Source organism: Haladaptatus marinus (assembly GCF_051194195.1).
Window position 1 is genome coordinate 316,516 of the sequence record NZ_JBLZNK010000002.1, and the last position, 20,643, is coordinate 337,158.

A 20,643-nucleotide genomic window follows, 5' to 3' on the forward strand; every position below is an offset into this window, starting at 1 on the left:
TCGCTGGTAGATTTTATTTTTCGGTCGCAATGGGCACGTCGTCCGTGTCCTCGGATGCGTGCCACCGAAGCGTTACTGTCCATTCCGATTCGTCGTCCGTTTCGGATGACTGTTCGACCAATTCGACATTGCCCTTTGGTTTGGGGAGTCTGTCAGCAGCATACTCCCCGGTCGGACGCATTCCTTCGTAGCGACCGGTGAGTTCTTCGCGGAGAGAACGGAGGTACTCGGCGAGTTCGTCGCTGGTCAAGGACGTTTCGCGTTCGACGGGCCTACTCGTCGCGCTTCGGTCGGCCGTTCCGGAAACGGGTGCGGCGTGCTCGCCGATGATGGCGTTGATGACCGCACCCAGCAGGAGAACGAGTCCGGAGAAATAGAGCCACGTGATGATGACGATGACGCCGCCGAACAGGCTGGCAGAGCCGCCGCCTTTGAAGGTCAAGTACACCTGAAAAAGCGCCTGGAGTGCGGCCCAGCCAACGGCCGCGAAGACGGTTCCCGGGAGAACGTGTTTCCAATCGAGTTCCACGTCCGGAAACAGGTAGTACATCGGGAAGAACGCGAGAATCAATCCGCCGACGAGCACCAGCGGTGTCAGCAGACCGAGATACGGAACCGTGTTCGAAAATGCGCTGAACACGGCACTGACGGCGACCGTGGCGATGATGGCGAACGTCAGTCCACCGAGGACGACGATGCCGTCCTTCAATTGGTCGGTGAGGGAGTTTTCCGCCTCGGAGTCATAAATCTCGGAGAAAGCCGTGTCGAGGCTCCGGAATATCTTCAGTGACCCCCAAACAAGGACGACGAGTCCGATGAATGAGGCCCCGGTGGCGGCGGAATCTCCCTGAAACACCTGCTCGATGACGTTGAAAATAGGGCGTGGAAGCGACCCGCTGGCAACGTCGATTATTCTATCTTCGAGGCCGCCACCGACCACGTTCACGACGATGAGGAGCAACAACAGAATCGGCGCGAGCGAAATGAACGCGTTGTACGCGATACCTGCCGCCATGAGCGTCACGTTCTTTTCCGAGAAGTCGGAGGCGACCTGACGTCCGGTCGCGGTCACTCGGTCGAGATTGGTCATAGGAGTCAATCAACGAGAAGCCTAAAGATAGGTGTGGCCGGGGAAACACCTACCAACCCAACCGAATCTGATCCTCGTAATACTCCCGCGTCCGCCGAATCTTTCGGAACAGATACCCGCCGACGAGTCCCGAAAAAACGAGAACGTAAACGAGCAACCAGAACAGTTGGTCGGCCCCGGTAATCGAGGCCATCGTTTCGGTGACGAATCCGGCAGTCGAGTTGTAAAAGCCGTGGAGGAGTGCGGGGATGGTGATTCCTTTGATGATTATCGGCCCGCGATCGGACGGCACGATTTTCGCCAACCCGAGGTAGTAGCCCGAGATGGCGGCCCAGAGGACGTGGTTCGGCCCGACGATTGCCCGCGTAACTGCGACCCCCGAAACCATAACCGCGGTTCCGACACCGCCGTTCACGTCCACCGACCCGACGACGTAGGTCAGGTTTTCGATGGTCGCAAAGCCGAGTCCGGCCATCGCGCCGTACACCGCGCCATCGACGGCCGTTTGAAAGTGTGAGGTTCGGTAGGCGTGAAACCGCACCGCGAGCCATTTCACGGTTTCCTCGACCGGTCCGACGATGAGGAAGAAAAACGGAACGATGGCGAGAACACCGATGCCGAGTCCCGACAGTACGAACCCTCCGACGGTGTTAAATATCGCGGCGAACGCGGCGAAAATCACGCCGAGGAGAAACGTGATGACGAGCGTGGGAAGCGGTTCCCGTTCCGTCGGGTCGGCCCGCCAGATGTAGGCCGCAAGCAGGAGTGCCGGAATCACCGACAGGAAAGAGAGCACCCCGAGCAGCGGGCGCTCGACGACTGATGCACCGACGAGCGCCAACTCGATGAGAACGAATGTTAGCGCGACAGCCAGCGTCATCCCCCGAGTCGCACCCGTGAGCAGCCGATAGAGTCGAAGCGCGAGTCGGTCGGTTATCGTTCGTGGTTCCCACGATTCGATGTCATAGGAGTCCTCTTGGGGGTTAATCGTGTCCTCCTGTTCGTCCATCGTCCATGCTACGTGTGCCAGATGCAAATCGGTTCGGTCACGACTCGGTCGTATCAACCAACACGCTCCGATCGACATCCGAAACCGAGTCGTGACCGGAGAGCGCGAGCGTCAAGTCGAAGTCGGCGAGGAAGTTCCGAAGCACCTCTCGAACGCCGTCTTCCCCGTCGATTGCGAGGCCATAGACGTATGGTCGCCCGAGCAGAACCGCATCCGCGCCGAGTGCGATTGCGCGAAACACGTCCGCACCCCTGCGGATGCCACTGTCGAAGAGTACGGGAACATCGTCGCCGACTTCGTCCACGATGCCGGGAAGTGCGTCGAGTGCGCCGATCGCACCGTCCACCTGTCGCCCGCCATGGTTCGAAACGACGAGGCCATCGACACCGCGTTCGACCGTCTCGCGGGCATCCTCCACCCGGAGGATGCCCTTCAACACGATCGGGAGGTCGGTGTCTTCGCGGAGGAAATCGAGGTCGTCCCACGTGAGGGAGGTGTCGCCGAAGATTTCGGTGAACTGCCAGACTGTGGCGGTCGAGTCGTCCTCGGGCGGTGCGTCGAGCGATGCCCGAAACGCTGGGTTGCTGAAGTAGTTCGCCACACCTTCTCGGTCGAGGAAGGGAAGATAGGCGTGCTTCACGTCGCGCTCCCGCCAGCCCATTATCGGCGTGTCGAGGGTGACGACGATTGCTTCGAAGCCCGCCTCTTCGGCTCGATGGAGGAAACTCGCGGTTACGTCGCGGTCGGCGCTCCAATATAGTTGGAATCAGCCGGGAGTGTCACCGAGTTCGTCCGCCACGTCCTCCATCGTCTCCGAGGATGCTGAACTGAGGACGAGCGGAACGTCCAAATCCGCGGCGACTGGCGCAGTGGCGAACTCGCCCTCCTCGTGGATGATGGACTGGACACCGATTGACGCGAGCAGTACCGGAACCGGGAGATTCTGTCCGAACAGTTCGACGGATAAATCGCGTTCGGCCACGTCGCGAAGCATCCGCGGGACGATTCGCCAGCGGTCGAATGCACAGCGGTTTTCGTCGGCGGTACTTTCTCCCCCTGCCGACCCCCCACGTAGGCGTGAGCTTCCGGGGAGAGGGATTCGTGGGCGAATTCAGCGAGTTCTTCGGGTGATGTCGGAAGGTTCGGCGTCCGGTCGGCGAGCATCCCACTGGCTACACCTCTTTCTGGCGGTTCGGGCCGAACGGTTCGGATGGCGTATCCATGGGTGTGAAACAGTCGCACGCCGATTATAGCTTTCTCCGACCGTTCCGATTACCCCGCAGCCGCCGTAAACTGCTGTGACATCAGTCATTCGGTCGAGATACAACGCGTTCATGCGATACCGTCCTAGCGTTCGGCGCTCTCGGCGAGTTGAACGAACAGTTCGAACGTTTCGGAGGCGGTGACGTACTCGACGTATTCTCCCGTTCGCTCGAATTCGACGACACCGGCGTTCTCGAGTTTCGGAAGGTGGGCGTGGAGCAACTCGACGCGCAGCCGTTCCCGCTGTGATGGGTCGGGACTGACCGGGCTTCCGCCCCACTCGTGCGCTCGTACGTGGTCGATGAGTGTGTCGACGACCGCACTCTCGTGCTCTCGAAGGTAGTAGATGATGCACCGGCGGCGCTCGTTGGCGAGGATTTCTAGAATTGCCTTCATCGGCTGATCGCTATCGAGCGACGCTTCGTCGAGTGGCCGTATCGCTCCTTCCTTTCGGATCAGTAACTCGAACCCATCGTCGGACATCGCATCCACCCTTCGTCGGTCAACGAGTAAAACTACACGTTAGATTTGTCTGAAACAAATTCGCGAAAAAGCATCCTTCCGTCGCCGTGAATGAACGATGAGTGCGAGTCGTCGTGAAGTAATCGGTCGTTTCCCCGGCGGTTACCACGAAACGGAGTATTTCCCCGGAATAAGCAGACCATATCGGTAAACATACGCACGATTATCGGTATCGTGAGGTGACATGCCTCAATTACTTCAGAGTATTAATACATAAGATAAATATATGCCCCCCTGCCACCCAGGTATGCCTGCAATGTCGAATAGAAACGAGACGTTACAATCGTATCTCGCAGAGAATCCCAAGATGATGGGCGTCGTGTTCGCCGTCCTGCTGCTACTAGCAGAAGCTGGCAACACTGCTGCCGCCCACGCCGGAACCGTCGGCGGACCTTAAATCAGGAGGTCGAAGACAAGGTCGGACGTCCAACGAAGGTCGCCCTCGAAGGCCACGGGAAGCTGTTCCAGTTGGAAGAGTGAGACGAGCTCGGTGGCCGAAACGGAGAATTCGGGAATCGATCCACCGCCGAGGAAGTACGTATCGACCGAATCCAGATACGGCACGTAGAGTGAGCCGATTCCACGTTTTGCTGTCGGGTACGTCATCATCTCGACACGGTAATCGCCTTCAGCGGTGGTGCGGAGTCGGTACAGTGTCGGCGTACCGCTTTCGCTCTGTGCGACCTCGACGCCACCGTCACCGATGACGAGGTACTGATTCGCGACGATTCGGCGCTCCTCCATGACCGACAGCGCGGAGCGAAGCGAAAAGCCAGCATTGAGCAGGCGTGCGATGTGACGACCGACCGCGATTGCACCGTCGTTTCCGACATCGCCGTGTGTGACGATTCCGCCGACGCTTCCGTTTTCGACGAGACCGAGTCCCTGGCGGTAGGAGTTACAGCCGTTTAGGAAGAACGTTTTGACGTTGGATTCGCCGAGCGACTGTGCGTCGAGTGTCCCGTCCGAACAGACGAATCCGTGTTCATCGATGTGGCCGATGTAGTGCAGAAAGTCCATCTCGGACGCGAGTAGTCGCTCCAACTCGGCGGTCGTGAGATTTTCGTGTACATCGACATCGAACGGAAGCACGTCCCGTTGACCGTACAAAACGCCGTCGTCAACGTCGTACTCCGCACGCATCTGGTTGTCGTTACAGACGATGTCGATGTCGATATCACCCCCGGTCGCGAGTCGGTCGTGACGGTGGTCGAACGCGCTTCGGAGCAGTTTGTTCGCGCCGAACGGGCGACCAGTTCCAAGCCATGCTTGCTCCAACGTGTCGGTTTCCGATGGATTGACGTATGGTTCCTCCGCGGAGGTTTCCCCACGGTGCTCTCCGGCGAACCGGACAAAGTCGTTCACGTACGACGGCGTCGAATTCGGACGTTTGCTTGGAGACGGATTTGCTCGACTGATGACCGCGAGTTCGTCGATGAGGTATGGAAGCAGTGTGGCATTTTCCGCCTCCGGAGTGACGGAGACCGAGAGTCTCCAGGTTGGAATCGCGGTTCGAATCGAGTCGAACGGTATCGCAAGGTACGAAGCGAGACGCTCCGCAATCGGTGCATCGTACTGCTTCGAAAGGGACTGTTCGATATCGTCACCCACGAGCGACAGTTCGTGGAGTTCGACCGGATACAGTCCCTCGGTTCGAACCAAACAGTCCAAGAACAACACCTGCTTGAGCACGCGCTCTACCTCCGCGTCGAATCCACACGTAGTGTCGAGTGGATGTTCGAATCCGTCGTCGGTGACGATTCGTGGGGGTGTTCCCCCGACCATCTCTGCGCCGAGGTAGTATGCGAGTGGTGCGGCGACGTAGACGTACTCCCGTCGAGGGGGGACTTCGATTCGGATACCCGTCTCGGGCGTCGTGAGACCGTCCGGAATGTCCAATTCGTCGTCCAGTTCGACGGCGGGTGGATGCCCGCGAAGCGTCGGAAACGACCGCTCGGGGCTTGTCGTCTTCAACGCCGATCCGAACGTCGAAACGGCCGCCATCACGTCCGCTGGGTCGTCCGTCGTTGTCACCGTCTCGGCGGGACGTTCGTGGTACGAACGCGCGCCGATTCGGACGGTCGTTTTCCCGTCGAAATCGAACGCGACGCGGTCAACCGATGTTGTAATCGTCATCGCACTTTCCACGCTCAGATATATCTTGATCGGTGCGTGCAGTTCGATGCAGTACTCCCCTTCGGGAAGTTCCTCTCGAACGTTTCGCCCGACTTCGAACACGAACGCTCCGTCCGCGTGTCGAACGTGCGTTTCTACGAAGTAGGGGAGCAACAGTTCGGCCGTTTCCATCCCGACCGCGGCGTCGGTCGGGACGAAAAACCGGTCGTCGTCGACGGGAGTCGGTTGCACTGTAGACGACGTTTCGAACTCGAACCGACGGTCTTGAATCGGGTCAAAGAGCGTAATTCCCGGCCGCTTCGTCGCTGAAAACGTGGGATTCACGTGTCGGCCCCCGATACGGCGTCCGTGCGCTTATCGGCCGCACATTCCCCGACGGACATGGCTCTCTCGACCACGCTATTCGACACCGAGTGCGAACCAGTCCGTCGTAAACTTCGTGTTCGGCAGGTGCCACCGTTGTTCCGGCCCCGATTCGCCGACACGGAGTTCGACAGTCGCATCGAACAGTGGTTCGACGGTCGAAACCACGTCACTATCGCGGTCTGCCGACAGGATGTAGTGTCCCATTCCGGAGAACTGCGACACCGTGTCGAAACAGCAGTCGAGGAATTGTCTCACATCGTCCTCGTCGTGTTCGTCGAGGAGTGGTCGCAGGGAATCGAAGCAGAACCGAAGTTCCCCTGGATTCATCCCCTTTCGCTCCGAGACGACGTCCCACAGCGTTCGTTCAATCGCTTCCAGGAAATCGAAGTGGTCACCGGCCACATCGGTCACCGAGTAGTCGGTCGCGATGGGCGCGGACGGTGTCTGCGACGCGGCCGACCGAGCCGTTGCGGCGAAGTCGAGTACGAACCCCTCCCCTGGTGTATCGGTCGCCGGAAGCCGAGCCATCGCGGTCTCCACGTTGCGGTCGAGGAGGGCAATAAAGCGTGTTCTATTCGTTCCGTTTTCACCCAACAGTCGTGTGCTCGCTGTATCTATGACGGAATCGGGGACGAGTCCCGTCAACAGGAGATTTCCGCCCCGTTCTTTGATGCGTGCGAGTTCGGATTCGACTTCGATGATACCGTCCGCGGAGACGGTCACGTAATGGCCGTGAAGCGAGAACGAAACCGTTCCGTTGGCCCGTTCCTCTCCGTTCTCTTTCGGAGCGAAAAGCGCGTCGAGAGCATCGGGCTCGATGATGTCGTACAGACACGTCTGAATATCCGAGGGGGCTACCCCAGCTGCCTCGGCGACGGTCTCCACGACGGTCGTTCCAAGCATTCGCCCGTCCTGCCATGCGTTCGATTCGTGTACTTTCGTGACACCCGTCGTCGATGGCCGGCCGTCACTGTCCTCTTTACCCATATCTCTCTTCCCGTAATGGATTCAGGCGTATAAGTTCTCCCTATTCTTTGAATCGTTCGTCCCCGTTCGTACGGTCTCAAAACGGTTTCATCGGGTCTACAGCCGTCAAACGATAGTCTACCGTCTTCAAAGGATGCGTTTCAACGGACGGGAAAGTTACGGCTATACCGACGAAACCGCATCGTAACACGACTTTTGATCACGAACAACGGCTTCATCGCGGTCTCGTCGTCTCTTCCGACACGACAAGAGTTTTCGTTTCGGCTCGGGTAGCGACAGTCATGTTCACACTCCGCGCAGGAGGCGAGCAACGGTGACGACCGACCAGTTCGGCGTCACGGGAAAGATAGCCATCGTCACCGGGGCATCCAGTGGAATCGGTAGGGTCGTCGCCGAACGGTTTGCCGAAGACGGGGCAAACGTCGTGGTCTGTTCGCGCGAACAGGACAACGTCGACCCAGTGGCCGAGGCAATCGGTGAGAACGCCTTCGCGGTTGAATGCGACGTAACCGACCGCAAGGCGGTAGATTCGCTCGTCTCGGCCACCATATCCGAGTTCGGCGGACTCGACGTGTTGGTGAACAACGCCGGTGCGAGTTTCATGGCGGGATTCGACGATATCAGCCCGAACGGGTGGCGGAAAGTCGTGGACATCAACCTCACCGGAACCTACCACTGCACTCAAGCGGCGGGTGAGGCGCTTAAAAAGGATTCCGAGGGCGGACGAACCGGCGGGTCGGTTATCAACATCGCCAGCGTCGCGGGCCAGCAGGGGTCGCCGTACATGAGCCACTACGGGTCGGCGAAAGCGGGAGTTATCAATCTCACGCGCTCACTCGCGTTCGAGTGGGCCGGGTCGGGCGTCCGGGTGAACTGCGTCGCGCCGGGATTCGTCGCCACCGAAGGGCTGGAATCCCAGATGGGAATCAGCGCGGATGACGTGAAGCGCGAGGAGGTAGAGCGTCGGGTTGGCCTGTGCGAGGAAATCGCCGACGTGGTGCAGTTTTTGGCCAGTCCAGCCTCCTCCTACGTCGTCGGCGAGACGATTACCGCGGCGGGCGTGCCCGACATCATGGAATCGCCTGAACTCTGAGGAAAGTGCAGTACGAGGAGCCGGGTGTTTTATGACTGGCCGTCAGTTTTTTCATCTCGTTAGTCTATCCCTGAAGTCTGTGTCACACGGTAAGGAGGAAGGTGTGACGCGATAGGTAGGAAGTCACGACTGCAATGAAACCGCGCAGTCCTCGAAGCCTCGCCAGCGCGCGCCACCTCGCTTGACTACCCAGCCGAACGGTTGCGGCGGCGCAATTAACGTCAGGGGAAGCGAGGCGACGGCGTCGTCTCGACAGCGAATAGCGCGGAACGGAGTTCTGCGGACTGTCGAGCGGCAATGCCGCGAGACAACGGCGAAGCCGTGAGTCGAGAGTGAAGCGAACACCGAGCGCAACCCTGCGCTCACGGGGAGGAGTGGGGAGACTGCGGAGGCGGTTATTTGGAGTCGAGAATTGCTGACAGCACTGGCAGACCGTTTGAATGACCGCTGTTGACCGTACTGTACCATCGAAACCGCTCAACATCCCATTCTCCCGTGAATCCCTTCGTCGTCGAAAACACCGATACTGATAGGAACCTGCACACAAAAATCATCAACTACGATATGCCCGCAGAGAGAACGGTTCACCTCCCGGTCGCGGCACAGCCGAGCGTCGAAACCCTCGTAGACCTCACGCAGGAAGCCGAACGGTTAGGATACGAACATGCGTGGCTCCCCGAAACGTGGGGACGGGATGCGGTAACGAGTTTGACCGCGATGGCGCTCGGAACCGAGGAAATCGGGCTCGGGCCGTCGATTTTGAACGTCTATTCGCGGTCACCCGCGCTCATCGGCCAGACCGCGGCCACGCTCCAGGAAGTTGCGGACGGTCGTGTTCGAATCGGTCTCGGTCCGAGCGGGCCGGTCGTCATTCAGGGGTGGCACGGTGCGGAGTTCGACCGACCACTCCGGCGTACTCGCGAGACCATCGACATCGTCCGCACGGTGTTGTCCGGCGAGACGGTCAACTACGACGGCGACTGCTTCACGCTGGCCGGATTCCGTCTGCGCTGTGACCCGCCCGAAACCCCGCCGCCGATCGATGCCGCCGCGATGGGGCCGAAATCGGTGGAACTCGCTGGCCGATTCGCCGACGGGTGGCACGCGACCGTCTTCACCCCCGATGGAATGCGCGACCGACTCGAAGACCTGCACCGCGGTGCCGAACTCGGCGACCGCGACGCTGACGACGTACAAGTAACCCTCTCGCTGACGTGCTGTGCGTTGGAAGACGGCGAGCGCGCACGAAAACTCGCTCGACACCACTCGGCCTTCTACATCGGTGGGATGGGTACCTACTACCGCGATTCGCTGGCCCGGCAGGGCTACGAGGAACTCGCAAACGACATCTCGTCGGCGTGGGGAAGCGGCGACAAGGAACGGGCAACCGAGCTCGTCGGGGATGACCTGTTGGACGACCTCTGTGCCGCGGGAACGCCCGAACGCGCGCGCGAGGAGTTCCGGAAGTTCGCAGACATCGACGGCGTCGATGCGGTCGCAGTTGGTTTCCCTCGCGGTGCGACGGTTGAGGATGCCCGCGAGACGATGGCCGCGCTGTCTCCCTAACGAGTTAGGCCGTAGACACATTTTTTGCAGGGTCGAAACGGGTACCGGGGGTGAACGGGGCATTCCCCTTCGCATCTATTCGACCAGAGCACAGTCACGACGACTGGGAGAGAGGTAGTCTTCGGCGGTAGACTACCTCCGCCTTGCCCGCCATTCTCCAGTTCGACCGTTGCGAGACCGGTTTTCGATTTTGCGGAAAAAGAGAAGTCGCTTGCGCACAATTAACACACGTATGCCGACCGTCCGATTTCGTGGGAAAACGATCGAGTGCGAAGAAGGTGCAGTACTCCGAAACGTGCTCCTCGACGCGGGTGAGACGCCACACAACGGCACGTCTCATCATCTGAACTGCCGTGGGAACGGCGTCTGTGGAACCTGCGCGGTCGAACTAGATGGTTCGGTGAGCGACCGAAACGCGAAAGAGGAGAATCGACTCTCGAAAACGCCACACAACCTCGAATCCGGGCTTCGGCTCGCGTGTCAAACCCGTGTTCTCGGCGACGTGGCTGTCGAAAAACACGACGGATTCTGGGGACAGAAGGTGAACCGATGAATGAGACAGTCGAGATAATTGTCACGGAGGTATCCGGGTGGGATGGAATCGAAGCGGGAGAACACCGGTTCGGCGGCGCCGAGTTTCGTCTCGGCCCGCGCGAAGTCGGTCACGTACATCAGTGGGGTATCCTCGACATTGCCTTTCCACGCCGAGTGCGCGACCAGTTGGTGAAAGAGGGAAGGACGGAACCGCATCACATCTTTCCCGAATCGGGATGGACGACGTTTCGGATCGAGGAGGCAGACGATGTCGAAGACGCGCTCTGGTTGCTGCGACTGTCGTATCTGAGCCACGCGAAAGCGGTGAAACGGACGGTGACAGACAACGTGCTCTCAGGACTCGCTGTGGATTCCGAACTCGCGTCGCTCGAACCGAGCGAGGAACTGCGGGCAGTGCTGTAGCGGGGTGTCGTCGCGGTCAGCGTTCGGCCCACTCGGTCGCTTTTTCCACGGCGTCGGCCCTCGAATCCGTTTCGGCGATGGTTTCCCACTCGTCGGTTTGCACCTCGTAGGAGAACACCGCATACCCTTCGTCCCTGTAGGTGAGATTTTCGACGTACAACTCCTTGCTGCCGTCCTCACTGAGCCAGATTCGAATTTGCTTTCCCCCCTCCAAATCCTCCCGGCGTCGCCATCCCGAAATCGGCACTACGACGACCCCCAATCGGTGATGCCGAGAACCGTATCGCAGTCGGGACACGTCCAGACTTTCGGCGTGCTGGCCGCAGCCCCGCGTTCGAGCCGCTGTGCCCAGTCGGTAATGTCGGACTCGCAGTGCGGACAGATAGCCATGCACACCGTGACGACGCTGTTTGACTTGTAGGTTAGGGCGACGTATCGAACCCCTTCGTCGATGGCCGACTATCGTCGATAGTAGACGTTCCCCGAGACGACCACCGTATCGGACGAAGAACCACCTGGAACCGAGCGCGACGGTCTGCGAACTGCGACGACGCCGCGTTTTAACGTCGCCCACTTCAGCAAGATGAATCCAGCGACGATGACGAGGAAGCCGAGTATCGTGCTGTCGGTGATGGGTTCACCGAGTAGCAGCCAGCCGAATAGGGTGGCGACGACCGGGACAACGTAGTTTACGAGATTTGCCTCGCTCGCGCCGATTCGCTCCAACAGGTCAAAGTAGACGAAGTAGCCCACAACGCTGGCGACGAAGGCGAGATACGCGAGCGAAACGAGCGCGGACGGCGTCGGCGACACGCTCGGAACCCCGCGAATCACAGCGCTCGTCGCGTGGAGGAAGAGCGCGCCGACGACCATCATCCACGCCTGCTGTGTCAGTGTCGGGAGCGTGGTTCCGATTTTCTGCGTCAGCACCGACGCGACGGCGAAAACGAGCGCGGCGACGAATAGCAAACCGACGCCGACGGTTCCGCCGCCGAGCGACGTCGGATTTGCGACGACGATGACGCCGAGCAGTGCGATCAGCACGCCAGCGACTTGGAGGCGTCCGAATCGCTCGTTCGGCAGGAGTGTGACCGCGAACAGCGGCGTGACGACCGGTTTCAAACTCAGGACGACGGCGGCGACGCCGCTCGTGACGTACTGCTGGCCGGTGAAGATGAGCGCGAGATAGAGGCCGAAGATGAAGACGCCGCCGATGACGACGAGGAGCCAGTCGGTGCGCATCGCTGGTCGCCACTGGAAGTCGTCGCGGCGGATGCCGAGTCCGGCTACGACGGCCAGCATCACCGCGCTGGCAACGTCGTACCGAAGTGCTGCGAACAGCACCGGCGGAAACGCGCGGAGGCCGGTTTCGATGGCGACGAACGACGACCCCCAGATGAGCGACAGGAGAACGAACAGAACCGTATTCCGATAGCGTGCTACATTCATTAGATGTCGTGAAACACTCCTTGTGGTTGGGGAATACGGATAGTAGCTTGTGATACTTCAAAATTCTCGGAACCGCGATACCAATTCACACAGACACATGCATCAAATATGATGATAAAATCGCCCCCTCGGAAACGGTTTTAATGCCTCGCGTTCAGTCATCGCTATGGCAACTTCACGCACGGGGGGCGATCTGTTCACCGAGACCATTGAGTCCTACGGCGTCCGATACGTCTTCGGCAACCCTGGAACGACGGAACTGCCCGTCATGCGCGCACTGGGCGACAGCGAGTTGGAGTACGTCCTCGCCCCCCACGAGGATATCGCGGTCGGAATGGCCGCAGGGTACGCCAGCACTCGACAGTACGAGCCGGACGAGGAATGTCCCGTCGGTGTCGTCAATCTCCACGTTGCGCCGGGTATTGCACACGGACTCGGGAACCTCTACGGTGCGTCGGTGACGGGCGCGCCACTCGTCGTGACGGCGGGGGCACACAGCCTCGATTTCCGTCACGAGGAACCGATTCTATCGGGCGACCTGCTCGCCATGACTGACCAGTTCACGAAATGGAGTGCAGAGGTGACCGACGTTTCGACGCTCCCGACGATGCTCCGACGGGCGTTTCGTGTGGCCCAGACGCCACCGACCGGCCCGGTGTTTCTCTCCCTCCCGCTTGACGTGATGATGACCGAGACGGACGCCGAACCCGAGCGAATCGGTCGGATTCAGAACGTCGGTGCTGGCGACCCCGCCGCAATCTCCGAGGCCGTCGAATTGCTTACGGAAGCGGACGACCCGGTGCTCGTCGTCGGCGACCACGTCCCGCGTCACGGTGCACACTCGGATACCGACCCGGTGGACGCGGCGGTCGGATTGGCGGAGGCAACGGGGGCACGCGTTCACGCCGAAATCCTGTCCTGTGAAGTCTCCTTCCCGGGAACGCACGACCAGTGGGTGTCCCATATTCCGCCGGACGAAGACCTCGCGGCGGCGGTGATGAACAGCGATACGGTCGTCTTCGCGGGGTGTTCGACGAACACGACGCTCACTCGCCACGAGCGCGACCTCGTTCCCGACCACGCGACGATTCTTGACCTGAACGACGACCCGTGGCAGGTCGGGAAAAACACTCCCGCGGACGTTGCGGTGACGGGTGACCTCGGACTCGTGATGGACGCAATCGCCGAGGGAGTTGACCTCGGAAACGACGAGTTAGAGGGGCGACTGGAGCGCGTCCAGCAGTTCAAGACGTTCGCCCAGCAGAAGATGGCGTCGATGGGGGAAGACGAGTTGGACGATCCTCGCGCCTCGAAAGCCGAACTCGTGGACACCCTGCGTACCGCCGCATCGAACCCCTATATCGTGGACGAGGGCGTCACCGCGAAGTACGCCATGCTCACACGCTGGCCCTTCGAGCGCGAAGGGTACATCTCGAACAAGGGTGGTGGGCTGGGCTACGGCCTGCCCGCCGCGGTCGGCGCAGGCATGGCCGAGGCCGAGAAAGACGATCCTCGGCAAGTTTTCGGATTCATCGGCGACGGGTCGTATCTCTACTATCCACACTCGCTATACTCGGCGGCTCGGTACGACGTGGATATGACCGTCGTCGTCTCGGACAACCGCAACTACCGCATTCTAAAGGACAACACGAAAAAGCTGTTCGGTGGCGAGGACGACGACCACGAGTTCGTCGGCATGGATTTCGACCCGCCGGTCGATATCCCGAAGAACGCCGAAAGCCACGGCGCAACCGGCTATCTCGTAGAATCAGCCGAAGACATCGAGGAAACGCTCGAAACCGCGCTCGCTGAGGATGGACCGAGCGTGATCGATGTGCTGGTTCACGACTGAAATTCCGTTCGTATCTCGGTCGATTACTTTCGAAACACCCGAAACATGTCCCGTTCTCTCGCTTCGGAATCGATCTCGGCGAGGCCGAGGTCGGTGAAAATCCGGTTCCAGTTTCGGTAGTAGAGGGGAAATTCGTCGTTGATGTAGTTCACGCCGAGTTCCGGCGATTCTGGGTCGTCTTCCGAGCCATCGGTGTTCTCGTCCGCGTCACTGTCTTCACCGCCCTCGTTTTCCACCGTGATGAGCAGGTCATCGGTAATCCGGGCGAGTTCAGCGAAGACCCATTTATTGTCGGGATGGAGATGCTGAAGCGTCTCCACGGAAAACACGGCGTCGAACTGTCCGTCCTCGAAGTCATCCACGACGTTCTCTATTGCATCGTGGTAGAACGTTCCTCGTTCGGCGAGTTCGGGATACGTGTTATCCATCACTTCGAACGCTTCGTCGTTGATTTCGATGCCGGACAGGTCGTCGTAGCTGTTATCGAGAAGATGTGAGAGATGTCGTCCGGAACTGCATCCGAGTTCCAATATCGATGCATCTGAACCGAGAGCAGAATCGAAATATTCGCGAATCAGGTCACTCGTTTCGTTCGGCCCGTAGTAGGCGTAGTAGTCCGGCGAGTACTCCCCCGACCGTTCCGCCCATCGTTTTCGGACTTCATTTGAATCCACTCCTATGGATATGGCGACTGTCCGTAAAACTCCGGCGACGGATACGCGATTCGTGACGGGATGTCGTGGGTGAAGCGCAACCAGCGTTAACTGGGTGGATACCAAAGATCGGGATGGAATGTCGAACCTCCTTCTGTGCCCAGAATGCGGTTGGACCGGATCGAAAAACGACGGTAACGGAACGCACGTCTGTCCGGCGTGTGGTGCCGACATCGACGGATAGACGCGGAGCAATCGAAGCGTCAGTTCCGAAGTCGGCCGCCATCTATCGTTTCTGGAAACAGTTTCCCCGGATTCAGCGTGTCGTTCGTGTCGAGTGCGCGCTTTATCCGACGCATGGTTTCGACGCTCTCCTCGCCATGTTCCAGTTCCAGATACTCGCGTTTTCCGCGCCCGATTCCGTGTTCGCCCGTGCAGGTGCCTCCGACTTCGATCGCCTTCTCCACGATTTCCATCCCCACGTCCTTCGCCCGCTCGATTTGGTCGTCGTCCGATTCGTCCACCAGCACGGAGTAGTGGAGGTTGCCGTCCCCGGCGTGACCGAAACAGGGAATCAGCAGGTCGTGTTCGTCGGCGAGTCGGCGGACGAGCCGAACCATATCGGGATAGTGGCTGATAGGGACCGTCACGTCCCCGGGATGAAGCGGCGAGAGTTCCGGGTCGTAGGCCTGTACCGCGAAGGCGAGTTCCCGGCGTGCCTGCCACAGTTCGTCCATCTCGTTGCCTTCCGCGACCTCGAACCGCGCGACATCGTGCGCCTCGAACACCGACCGACAGAATTCGATTTCCTCTTCGATGCCGTGATTCGCGTGGAACTCCACGAACACCATCGGCGCGTCCGGCAGGGCAGACCCGGTGTAGGCATTTGCCATCGTCGCGCTCGTCTCGTCTACGAGTTCGATGGTCGCCACGTCAACACCGGAGCGAACTGCGTCGGAAACCGATTCGACGGCGTCGGAGAGGGTCTCGAAGATGGCTCGTCCCCCGCGAATCTGTTCCGGCAGTCCGGCGAGTTCGAGAGTCGCCCGCGTGACGACTGCCAGCGTCCCCTCACTACCGACGATGAGGTCTTTCAGATTGTACCCACTGGATGTTTTGACCGCCTTGCTCCCCGCGGTGATGACCGACCCGTCCGCCAGCACTGCTTCGAGTTCAAGCACCCAATCGCGCACTTCGCCGTACTTCACGGTCTTCATCCCGCTGGCGTCGTTCGCTATCATCCCGCCAACCGTGGAGATATCGCCCGACGACGGAAGCGGCGGGAAGAACAGTCCATGCCTTGCAACCGTTTCGTCCACGGTTTTCCCGAGGATTCCCGGTTCCACATCGATTTGAAAGTCGTCGGGACGGACGTCCAGAACGCCGTCCATCCGCGTCACATCGAGACTGATGCCACCGCGCGAAGGTGTCGCGTTGCCTTCCAAACTCGTCCCCGCGGCGTAAGGAGTGACGGGAACACGGTGTTCGTCCGCGGCCGCGAGCACCGCCGACACATCCGCCGTCGATTCCGGCCAGACGACCGCATCCGGCCGAACCTGCTCGTCCTCCGGTGTCCCCCAATCGCCCGCATGTCCGGAGCGATGGGAGTCGCCGAACGAAATCTGGTTCTCACCGAGCGTCAGGTCGCGGAGAAACGAGCAATCGTGCGTCATGCGATAGCACTCGTCGTGCTGTGAAATAAAACTGTTCGACCGGAAAACCGTCGGATCGCTCCAGTTTCGAACAGTCCCTACGCTACTCCGCTTCCAACTCCTTGATGACTCGCGCCGGGTTTCCACCGACGACGACATCGTTCGGCACGTCGTCGGTGACGACCGCGCCGGAGCTGATGACGACGTTGTCACCGACCGTGACGCCCGGGTTGATGACCGCTCGTCCGCCGATCCAAACGTTGTCCCCGATAGTGACCGGTTTGCCGTACTCCGGCCCCTCGATTCGCGTTTCAGCATCGATGGGATGTGTCGCGGTGTAGATGTGGACACCGGGGCCGAGCAAGCAGTTTCGACCGATTTCCACCCGGCAAACATCGAGAATCACGCAGTCGAAATTTGCGAAAAACCCGTCCCCCACGTGAATGTTGTAGCCGTGGTCACACCGAAAGGGCGGTTTTACTTCGACGGTTTCCCCTGCTGACCCGAACAGCTTCCGCAACAGTGACCGACGTTTTTTCATGTTCGGTTTCGATAGTGTCGTTAAACTCCCGGGTGAGCTTCCTCGCTTCTTCGTGTTCCGCTTCCAAGGCTGGGTCGTCCGCGTCGTACAGGTCGCCTCGCAACATCTTTTCCTTCTCGGAGACCATTCTACAGTTTGATTTACTGTTCGAAGGTAAATACGTTGGCGTGGTTCCGACAGCGGTGGTATCCGACGACGCTACCGCGGAATCCACCCCGTGTCGATTTTCTCGCGCCGACCGTCGAGGATCGAAAACCGCTCGCCGCGTCGCCCTTCCAACCAGTACAGCAGACGCTCCGCCCACTGCAATTTCTCCCCTTTCATCGCGTCCACGCCCGGGTCGTCGAAATCCCACCCGAGGAAGACGAGTTCATCGGCCCCGAAATGGTCGGCCAGAAAGGCCGCCCGGTCGCCGTCGGTGAACCCGCCGAAATTCTCGACGGGGCCGCGAGGTTCGGCCTGCGTCGTCGCCAACACGTGATTCGCGTCGAACGTCGGGACGAATTTCCGGACTGCCGGGATGTTGTCGCCGTGTGCGTGCGCCGCGACCGGAACGCCCTGTTCGGACAGTTCGCGGGCAGTTGTCGGATTTTTGTCGAGATCAGTCACCATGCAGTCCACATCGATTTCGGCATCGAGGAGTACGTCAGTGGCAGTCGATGCCGAAAATACTACGTCCGCATCCCTCGCCCTGTCGAGTTCGCTTTCGAGCGACGGCCCTGCACCTGCGATGGCGACCGTCGCTCCAGCGAGCGCGTCGAACCGGGAATGGTCGAACGGTCGCACCAGGTCGGCGAGCACGTCGCGGGCGTGTTCGTCGTCCGCTCGGGGGAACCCGAAATCCTCGCGGATTTCGGCGTACACCGGTTTCCAATCGCTGAAGTTCATGTGAATTACGTACGCTCGCGTCCGAACTCGTGGCCGATTATCGCGGCGTCGAGCGTTTCCGATACGTCGTGCGTTCGTATCACGTCGGCACCGCGTTCGACCGCCAGCGCCGTTGCCGCGAGACTCGCTGGCAGGCGGTCGTCGGTGTCCCTGCCGACGACTTCCCCGAGGAAGTTCTTCCGGTTGATGGAGACGAGAATCGGTCGTTCGAGCGCTCGGAACTCGCCGAGTCGGTGGAACGTCTCCCTGTCGTCCGCCAGCGTTTTTTCCTCGCTCCACCCGCCGAACGCTGGGTCGAAGATGGTTTTGTCGGTCAGCGGTTCGCGTGCCAACGCGTCGTAGATGTCGTCAACGCGCTCTATTGCGCCGGGGCGTTGCAAATCGGATGGGCTGGCCATTTTCACGACGGCCGCGTCGTGGCGCTCGCAGACGGCCGCCATCTCCGGGTCGGCGAAGCCACAGATGTCGTTTACCATGTCGAATCCACGCGAAAGCGCTTCGTCCGCGACGGTGGCATAGCGCGTTTCGATGGAGAAAACCGCATCGCCTGCGTGTTCGATGGTTTCGATTGCGGTGTCGAGACGGTCGAGTTCCTCCTCGGCGGTGAGCACTTCGAATCGCTTGTTCGCCGATTCCAGCCCGATATCGACGATATTCGCACCTTCGCCGATGAGTTCCGAATCGACATATTCGGCGGCAGCTTCCGGATCGTCGTACACGCTCGGGTCGTATGGCGACTCCTCGCTGACGTTCAACACGCCCATGATTCGGGGTGGATGTGCCGGCCCGATTTGTAACCCTCCAGCGGAGACGTTCTGCATACTCGAACCAGAGGAGTGCAGGAATAAAAGTCGGCCCTTTCAGGCGAGATCGCTCGTGGCGATGTCGTCGCTCCAATATAGGGTGTCATCGTACTCTATCGGCATCGATTCCAGTTCGAAGAACCCGTCCAGTTCGTCTGCCGTCCGCTCAAACGTGTCGAACGTTCCCGAACTCAGATATTTATACTCCGCTGCATCGAGGTTGATGGCGGTGTGCGCGCCGATAGCGCACAGTTGAGTCGTGTATGAACGAAGGTCGAACAGATACGACTCCTCGTTTCGTGTGACGTGAGCGTGGTAGCACATCCCCGACTGTGGCTGGCAGAGTGCCGTTCCACCATCGCCGACAGTAACGTACTGATGGCCCGAGAGCATCTGCTTTCGAGCGATAGAGAGCGCGACACGGAGCGGGAATTCGACGTTCAGCAGGCGGGCAAGGGTGCGACCGACTTTCGTTGCCGCGTGATTGGAGACGTCAGAGAGCGTGACGACACCTGCGTGACTTCCCTTCGCTATCAGTTCGGACCCCTGTTCGTACGACCGGCAGGCGTTGAGCAGGAACGTTCTGACCGCAACGTCATCGATATCGCGCGTGTCGAGAATCCCGTCGGAACACTGGATTCCCTCGTGATCGACGTGGCCGATATAGTGGAGGAAATCGATCGGTCTCGCTAGCAAGTCGCGAAGTTCGTTCGTCGTGAGGTCGTATTCGATATCCACATCGTACTCCACCAACTCACGGAAGCCGTACAGTTCTTTGACGGTACCCTCCGCTTTCATGTTCTCGTCGTTGCAAACAACGCGAATTTGAATATTCGACTGTTCGGGTGCTGTTCGTTCGATACGCCGACGCCGCGATTCGACGGTCACCTTGTTGCTCCCGAGTGGACAGCCATCGCCGACCCACGCGTGTTCGATCGTTTCGGCGGGCTTCGGCTCGACGACTTGCCGACCGGGAGTGGGCGCACTCGATTCCGTCGCGGAACTCCGACAGAACTCTCCGATTGTGGCGGGCGACGGGCGAGTCGGCTTTTTCGTCGGCGTCGTCGGGCAGCGAACGAGTGAGAGGTCGTCCGCGACGAACGGCAGCATTTCGACGTTTTGGGGCGTGGGAATCACGTCAGTCGTGAGCGGCCACTCGGGGATGTGTGGTTCGAGCGTTTCGAACGGGACTGCCAGATAGTCGCGCAATCGCTCCACAAGCGGGGTGTCGTACAGCGCAGCAAAATCGAGGTCGACGCGCGATTCGACCTGCTGTCGCTCGTGAAGTCGTGGCCGATACAGCCCTTCCGTTCGTGTGAGGCAATCGAGGAAAAACACCTGCTGAAGTGTGCGACCGACCGTGACTTCGTAACCCGCTTTCCCATCGAGCGAGTGTTCGAACTCGTCGACGACGAGGCGCGGATTGGTTCCGGAAACGACCTCGGCACCGAGATAGTATGCGAGGGATGTCGCAGGATACACGTATTCGCGGGTCGGCGGAACGACGAGTTCGACGCCCGTGTCCGGTGGTGTGATACCCCCGGATACGGAGAACTCGTCCGCACGTTCGATGGTTGGTGGATGGCCACGGAGACTCGGAAACGACCGCTCCGGACTGGTCGTCTTTAGTGCCGACCCGAGGAGTGAAACGGCACCCATCGTTGCGTCGATGTCGTCCGGTACCGTAATCGTCCCCGCTGGTTGTTTGTGGAGCGACCGTGCACCGAGCGTAACGGGGGTCTCCGAATCCAATTCGATGACAGTGTTCGGGCCATCGGAAGAGACCGTAACCGGACGTTGACGGCGAGATACAGCT

The 20,643-nt window shown here is 59.9% G+C and carries 19 protein-coding genes and 3 pseudogenes; 6 read left to right on the forward strand and 16 right to left on the reverse strand.

Annotated elements, in window-relative coordinates; genetic code table 11:
* Positions 1–13 precede the first annotated feature (13 nt).
* The 4 genes and pseudogenes from ACN2TU_RS03635 to ACN2TU_RS03650 form a co-directional block, all read right to left on the reverse strand.
* Positions 14–1,090 carry a YihY/virulence factor BrkB family protein gene (locus ACN2TU_RS03635; RefSeq protein ID WP_435153052.1) on the reverse strand — a complete coding sequence of 359 codons (1,077 nt, stop codon included), beginning with the start codon at positions 1,088–1,090 and terminating at the stop codon, positions 14–16.
* Positions 1,091–1,139: 49 nt separating this feature from the next.
* Positions 1,140–2,099 carry a PrsW family intramembrane metalloprotease gene (locus ACN2TU_RS03640; RefSeq protein ID WP_435153054.1) on the reverse strand — a complete coding sequence of 320 codons (960 nt, stop codon included), beginning with the start codon at positions 2,097–2,099 and terminating at the stop codon, positions 1,140–1,142.
* A gap of 37 nt (positions 2,100–2,136) precedes the next feature.
* Positions 2,137–3,322, reverse strand: a pseudogene (locus tag ACN2TU_RS03645) (lactate 2-monooxygenase).
* A gap of 124 nt (positions 3,323–3,446) precedes the next feature.
* Positions 3,447–3,845 (reverse strand): DUF7344 domain-containing protein, encoded by a 399-nt coding sequence (locus tag ACN2TU_RS03650; RefSeq protein WP_435153056.1) that lies wholly within the window; start codon positions 3,843–3,845, stop codon positions 3,447–3,449.
* Between the two features lie 295 nt (positions 3,846–4,140).
* On the opposite strand from ACN2TU_RS03650, the gene ACN2TU_RS03655 reads away from it, so the two are divergent.
* The gene (locus tag ACN2TU_RS03655) at positions 4,141–4,281 is read left to right on the forward strand and encodes a DUF7503 family protein (protein WP_435153058.1); all 141 of its coding nucleotides are present in this window, start codon (positions 4,141–4,143) and stop codon (positions 4,279–4,281) included.
* Here the strand turns inward: ACN2TU_RS03655 and ACN2TU_RS03660 are convergent.
* Entirely contained in the window at positions 4,278–6,344 is a 2,067-nt protein-coding gene (locus tag ACN2TU_RS03660) for a hypothetical protein (protein WP_435153059.1), read from the reverse strand. The two genes, ACN2TU_RS03655 and ACN2TU_RS03660, sit on opposite strands and share 4 nt — an antisense overlap.
* Positions 6,345–6,419: 75 nt before the next feature.
* Positions 6,420–7,373 carry a DUF7504 family protein gene (locus ACN2TU_RS03665; protein WP_435153061.1) on the reverse strand — a complete coding sequence of 318 codons (954 nt, stop codon included), beginning with the start codon at positions 7,371–7,373 and terminating at the stop codon, positions 6,420–6,422.
* 313 nt (positions 7,374–7,686) lie between these two features.
* Between ACN2TU_RS03665 and ACN2TU_RS03670 the strand changes: the two genes are divergently transcribed.
* Complete coding sequence (locus ACN2TU_RS03670) at positions 7,687–8,466, forward strand: SDR family NAD(P)-dependent oxidoreductase (RefSeq protein ID WP_435153063.1); 780 nt, start codon at positions 7,687–7,689, stop codon at positions 8,464–8,466.
* Positions 8,467–8,589: 123 nt separating this feature from the next.
* On the opposite strand, the gene ACN2TU_RS03675 is transcribed toward ACN2TU_RS03670, so the two are convergent.
* A complete protein-coding gene (locus tag ACN2TU_RS03675; RefSeq protein WP_435153065.1) occupies positions 8,590–8,934 on the reverse strand; it encodes a hypothetical protein in 345 nt (114 codons plus the stop codon).
* Positions 8,935–9,030: 96 nt separating this feature from the next.
* On the opposite strand from ACN2TU_RS03675, the gene ACN2TU_RS03680 reads away from it, so the two are divergent.
* The 3 genes from ACN2TU_RS03680 (at position 9,031) to ACN2TU_RS03690 (ending at position 10,989) form a co-directional block, all read left to right on the forward strand.
* Positions 9,031–10,032 carry a TIGR04024 family LLM class F420-dependent oxidoreductase gene (locus ACN2TU_RS03680; RefSeq protein WP_435153649.1) on the forward strand — a complete coding sequence of 334 codons (1,002 nt, stop codon included), beginning with the start codon at positions 9,031–9,033 and terminating at the stop codon, positions 10,030–10,032.
* 232 nt (positions 10,033–10,264) lie between these two features.
* Positions 10,265–10,585 carry a 2Fe-2S iron-sulfur cluster-binding protein gene (locus tag ACN2TU_RS03685; RefSeq protein WP_435153066.1) on the forward strand — a complete coding sequence of 107 codons (321 nt, stop codon included), beginning with the start codon at positions 10,265–10,267 and terminating at the stop codon, positions 10,583–10,585.
* The gene (locus ACN2TU_RS03690; RefSeq protein WP_435153068.1) at positions 10,582–10,989 is read left to right on the forward strand and encodes a luciferase domain-containing protein; all 408 of its coding nucleotides are present in this window, start codon (positions 10,582–10,584) and stop codon (positions 10,987–10,989) included. Before ACN2TU_RS03685 ends, ACN2TU_RS03690 begins: the two co-directional genes overlap by 4 nt.
* A gap of 16 nt (positions 10,990–11,005) precedes the next feature.
* On the opposite strand, the gene ACN2TU_RS03695 is transcribed toward ACN2TU_RS03690, so the two are convergent.
* The 3 genes from ACN2TU_RS03695 to ACN2TU_RS03705 form a co-directional block, all read right to left on the reverse strand.
* Positions 11,006–11,236 carry a hypothetical protein gene (locus tag ACN2TU_RS03695; protein ID WP_435153070.1) on the reverse strand — a complete coding sequence of 77 codons (231 nt, stop codon included), beginning with the start codon at positions 11,234–11,236 and terminating at the stop codon, positions 11,006–11,008.
* Positions 11,236–11,379, reverse strand: a complete 144-nt coding sequence (locus tag ACN2TU_RS03700; protein ID WP_435153072.1) for a hypothetical protein — start codon at positions 11,377–11,379, stop codon at positions 11,236–11,238. The genes ACN2TU_RS03695 and ACN2TU_RS03700 overlap by 1 nt, the downstream gene beginning before the upstream one ends.
* A 69-nt stretch (positions 11,380–11,448) precedes the next feature.
* Positions 11,449–12,438, reverse strand: a complete 990-nt coding sequence (locus ACN2TU_RS03705; RefSeq protein ID WP_435153074.1) for a DMT family transporter — start codon at positions 12,436–12,438, stop codon at positions 11,449–11,451.
* 166 nt (positions 12,439–12,604) lie between these two features.
* Here ACN2TU_RS03705 and ACN2TU_RS03710 point away from each other — a divergent pair, with 166 nt between their 5' ends.
* Positions 12,605–14,290, forward strand: coding sequence for a thiamine pyrophosphate-binding protein (locus ACN2TU_RS03710; RefSeq protein ID WP_435153076.1), 1,686 nt, complete (start codon positions 12,605–12,607; stop codon positions 14,288–14,290).
* Between the two features lie 23 nt (positions 14,291–14,313).
* Here ACN2TU_RS03710 and ACN2TU_RS03715 read toward each other — a convergent pair whose 3' ends face one another.
* The 6 genes and pseudogenes from ACN2TU_RS03715 to ACN2TU_RS03740 form a co-directional block, all read right to left on the reverse strand.
* Positions 14,314–14,964, reverse strand: coding sequence for a class I SAM-dependent methyltransferase (locus tag ACN2TU_RS03715; protein ID WP_435153078.1), 651 nt, complete (start codon positions 14,962–14,964; stop codon positions 14,314–14,316).
* Between the two features lie 242 nt (positions 14,965–15,206).
* A complete protein-coding gene (locus tag ACN2TU_RS03720) occupies positions 15,207–16,616 on the reverse strand; it encodes an FAD-binding oxidoreductase (protein WP_435153080.1) in 1,410 nt (469 codons plus the stop codon).
* 82 nt (positions 16,617–16,698) lie between these two features.
* Positions 16,699–17,263: pseudogene (locus ACN2TU_RS03725) on the reverse strand (sugar O-acetyltransferase).
* Between the two features lie 71 nt (positions 17,264–17,334).
* Positions 17,335–18,024, reverse strand: coding sequence for a 6-hydroxymethylpterin diphosphokinase MptE-like protein (locus ACN2TU_RS03730; RefSeq protein WP_435153081.1), 690 nt, complete (start codon positions 18,022–18,024; stop codon positions 17,335–17,337).
* Between the two features lie 8 nt (positions 18,025–18,032).
* A pseudogene (gene folP / locus ACN2TU_RS03735) lies at positions 18,033–18,845 on the reverse strand (dihydropteroate synthase); the annotation flags it as partial.
* A 39-nt stretch (positions 18,846–18,884) separates the two neighbouring features.
* Positions 18,885–20,579: a hypothetical protein gene (locus ACN2TU_RS03740; RefSeq protein WP_435153082.1), complete on the reverse strand. Its 1,695-nt coding sequence runs from the start codon at positions 20,577–20,579 to the stop codon at positions 18,885–18,887.
* Positions 20,580–20,643 lie beyond the last annotated feature (64 nt).